The 3,766-nt window shown below is 36.1% G+C and carries 3 protein-coding genes; all 3 read right to left on the bottom strand.

Going from position 1 to position 3,766, the window contains the following annotated elements:
* Positions 1-140: 140 nt before the first annotated feature.
* Complete coding sequence (locus tag IBX42_RS11665) at positions 141-560, bottom strand: hypothetical protein (RefSeq protein ID WP_294933105.1); 420 nt, start codon at positions 558-560, stop codon at positions 141-143.
* Positions 560-1,456, bottom strand: a complete 897-nt coding sequence (locus IBX42_RS11660; RefSeq protein WP_294933104.1) for a hypothetical protein — start codon at positions 1,454-1,456, stop codon at positions 560-562. The genes IBX42_RS11665 and IBX42_RS11660 overlap by 1 nt, the downstream gene beginning before the upstream one ends.
* On the bottom strand, positions 1,456-3,766 hold a 2,311-nt coding region (locus IBX42_RS11655; protein WP_294933103.1), incomplete at its 5' end, for a DNA methyltransferase. The genes IBX42_RS11660 and IBX42_RS11655, both read right to left, overlap by 1 nt.

The following is a 3,766-nucleotide window of genomic DNA, read 5'->3' as shown; positions in this document are numbered from 1 at the left end:
CTTTTAGAAGGAGGTATTGAGCATTTCGTGCCGCAAAGGCGCGTTCTTGCATCTGACGCATCCCATATTCATTAATGGAGGTGCTTTCTCCGGTTTGCGCGTAAGTGACATCGACGATATTTTGCATCTATTTTCCTTTTTTAATCTTCATGATTGTTAGAGTCAGTAGTCATTTCAAGGAAAGGCTTTTCGTTATTAGCCAATAAAAGTATGATCTTTTTGAATTTATTTAAGACACTTACTACCATGATTGATAAATAGAATAAAATCGCAAGATAAAAATAGAGTAAGCTATTGAAAAATATTCGATAATCTGTAGCAACGAGTTTTTCAATGACCAAAATCGCTATTGAAAAAATAAACAAGCTCATGAATCCAATAGCCAAATTGGCAACATCGCTGATAAACTTTTTATATCGTTCCGATTGCTTTAGCTTTTTTATTTTCCAATTTTCATCGGAAAGAGTCATTAAAATACTATATGCTGTTAGAACTAATCCAACAAAACCTATGCTTATCGCAAGTAATTCTTTGACGATAGATAAAATTTCTGTTTCCATCAGTCGTACCGCCCATCTCTTTTTGTGTAGGTATCAAGAAAATTTTTATGCTTATTGTACATTTCGTCGAAATATTTATTAGGATCCATAAGATAAGAGGTTATGTCAGTAAATGATCTCTGATCTCGTAGTTGATATTGTTCTAGCGATACCATTGCTTTTCGATTTGATAGTTTAGCTTTCGCATTTGTGATAGTCCCGCTATTAAGTACGCCAAATTTTTCTAAAGCTTTTTTTGTAAGGGCACTAACAAAGAAGCTCTTTTTCAAAAAGTGCTCATTTTCAGCCTTGAATTTAATTTGGCATGTTGTTGCTCCAGTATAATTCTCACTTTCAAATGCATCAAACGACCCTTGGGGAGCAAATCCAACTGTTAGTGAAATATTTTGAATTTCACCATTATCCAATGCTTGAAAGAGATCATCTAAATAGATTGGAACCAGCTCAATCGTATAAATATCCTTGAAATGAAAATGCAGATATTCTCTAAATTGCAACGCAGAATTGGCTTTTTGATTTTTTTGAAATACAACAATCCCATTGCAAAAAACTTTCACGCGATTATATTCTTTTAATGCAATATCATCTCGTTGTGTCGCTGCTTTTACTTGATCAGTGATACTGTAATCAACATCTCCATTTTTTAAAAAACTTCCCATTAATTCATCTCTATCATAACGTGCAAAACTAACAAGTACGCCATTATCATGTCGTTTAATATGTGAAAATGCTCTACTGCAAATGCCTTCCTTGCATTGATACCGATGATTCTCTTGGGAAATATCCAGCGGTTTTTTTTCGAGCGCTTCAATTAATGCTTTGAAAGAGACGACTAACTCTGTTTTTTTGTCAATCACAGTCAAGCGTAAATATTCATAATTCAATACTTTTGCCATTACTTGGATCCTTCCTTTGCCGTCATCTCTTCATAAAGCCCAAAAAGATACTCCAGCCGTTCTTCATCACTTTCAAACGGTTTGGCACGATAACATCGCTCTATCGCTAAATCGAGCTGATGATGAGCTTCTTTGAGACCTTCAGGCATTTTGTCGGGATTATAGAGCTGAGCTAGTGTTTTTTGGCTGTGTTTTTCTCGCTCATCTAAGATATTGAAAACCAATTCGGCAATCATCTCTTTTTGTTTTTTTGAGATAGTTGGGAATGGGAAGGTGTTGTAAACAACATCTTTTGAATATCTGTAGTCTGTTTTTAATCTACCACCGACTGCTCTCATCCAAATCATGTGCATTTTTGAACTTATAACGCCCATAGTCCAATGTTCTGCGTCGTAAATTGCTTGTGCTGAATCTGAAATAATTTCTTGATTATATAAAATTCCACAGGGGATATAAGGTCGTCTTTCAGATGATACTCTAGGAACTATTATTGCATGCTCTTTATAATCACTTAAATCTCTAAATTGATGCGAACGACTTGCAAGTTTTCTCGCTCCTTCATCTTTACTGTTCAAGCGATGTATTTTTGTTTTTTCTACTCTTTGTTGAATAAACGGAATTTGCATAGCTTCATTTAAAAACTCATCTTTAATCCATAAACAAAATCTTTCAGCTCCATTGATAAATTCATATGAGCCTAACAATTTTCTGATGAATTTTTCGGCATGTGGAAATTCATTTAATAAACTGTTTTTCTCTTCCGTGCTTAAAATCAATCCGCCACCGTCATTTGGCATGTTTCCGAATTGCATTTTAGAAATTTTTGAAAGAGGTTTACTCTGTTTATGAACAATAATATTCTCTGCATTTACCAAATAAGCATTAATGTTTTTAACTTCATGCTTGATATTATCGCTATAAAGATATTTTGGTTTGGCTGATGCATTTCTAAGCCCGATGATCACAACAATAACTGCGGCATTGGCCTTTGCATTGTTTTGCCACTTAAAAGACTGATATGCAAAATCTATCTCTATATTTTTATCTAAAATATGTGTCCATAGAATGCCGACCTGCTCCCCTTGGCTTATGGAGTTTGTACTAACAAAAGCAGCTTTGGCATTTATGTTTTTAATATATTCTGTTCCCTTAAAAAACCAACAAGCGATATAGTCAAGATTATTAAAGTTTTTAATACCTTTAAAAACTAAAGCCATGTCCTCTTTTTGCTCTTTGCTTTGAAGCCTTGCTCCCAAATACGGAGGATTCCCCAAAATATAAATCTCATCCTCATCTTCATTTTTTGGACAGACCTCTTCCCAATTCAGCCGTGTTGCATTCCCCTGAACGATATTTCCTCCATTTTTGAGCGGTAGCGGAGGATTGGTTTGACCGAATTCTTGAAAGAACGCTTTGTTCATCTGATGCTCTGCAAGCCACAGCGAGAGAGTAGCTACTTCATGCGCGAAGTCGTCCAGTTCTATCCCGTAAAACTGCGTTAATTCGATGCGAGAAGAGAGAGATAAAAAACTTAATTGCTCATATTTGGATTTTGAGTTAAAAAGTTCACCTTGCTTCATGTTGGAAACTTTATCTATCTGCTTTAAGATTTTCATCTCTAAGTGTCTTAGTTCTTTATAGGCAATAATCAAGAAATTGCCACTGCCGCATGCCGGGTCAAATATCTTTAGATTTGCGAGTCTGTCTATCAGGCTTTGCAGCTTTACTTTGCTCGTTTTTGCTTTTTCAAACTCTTCATAAAGCTCATCCAAAAACAGCGGTTCGATCACTTTCATGATATTGGGAACTGAGGTATAGTGCATCCCCATGCCGCCACGGTGTTCAGAAGTGATGACCGCTTGGATCATCGAACCGAAGATGTCCGGATTGATCTTCGCCCAGTCAAGAGAACCTATTTTTATCATAATACGTCTGGATTTTGCAGTAAAGCGGGGCAGAGGAAGCTTGTCTCTAAATAAGCCACCATTGACATACGGAAAAGCTTTAAGATACTCAGGCAAAGAGTTTTCTCGTGTTTGCGTGTTGAGCAGGTTAAACAATCTTTCCAAGTAGCTGTCCAAATCACTGCCATCATCTTGTGTGTGTTGGTCTATGGCATTTGTAAATTGGTTGTCTTCAAAAATATTGCTGTCTTCGGCAAAATAACAAAACAGCAAGCGTGTCAAAAAGACATTGAGTGCATGTACCTCTTGTTTGTTTCTGGTTTCATTTTCTTTAACGATCTCATCATAGAGCTTTGCCATTTTTTCAGCTGCTCTGACATCGGCAGGATTTTCATCTTTGTGCTGT

Origin of the sequence: Sulfurimonas sp. (assembly GCF_014859695.1) — a bacterium.
Taxonomy (GTDB): domain Bacteria; phylum Campylobacterota; class Campylobacteria; order Campylobacterales; family Sulfurimonadaceae; genus Sulfurimonas.
The sequence above is the reverse complement of the archived record's forward strand: the minus strand, read 5'-3'. Positions and strand labels throughout refer to the sequence as shown.

What these genes read in the sequence shown, in the direction of transcription:
- IBX42_RS11665 (WP_294933105.1), bottom strand. Translation starts at nt 560, where the DNA reads ATGGAAACAGAAATTTTATCTATCGTCAAAGAATTACTTGCGATAAGC.
- IBX42_RS11660 (WP_294933104.1), bottom strand. Translation starts at nt 1,456, where the DNA reads ATGGCAAAAGTATTGAATTATGAATATTTACGCTTGACTGTGATTGAC.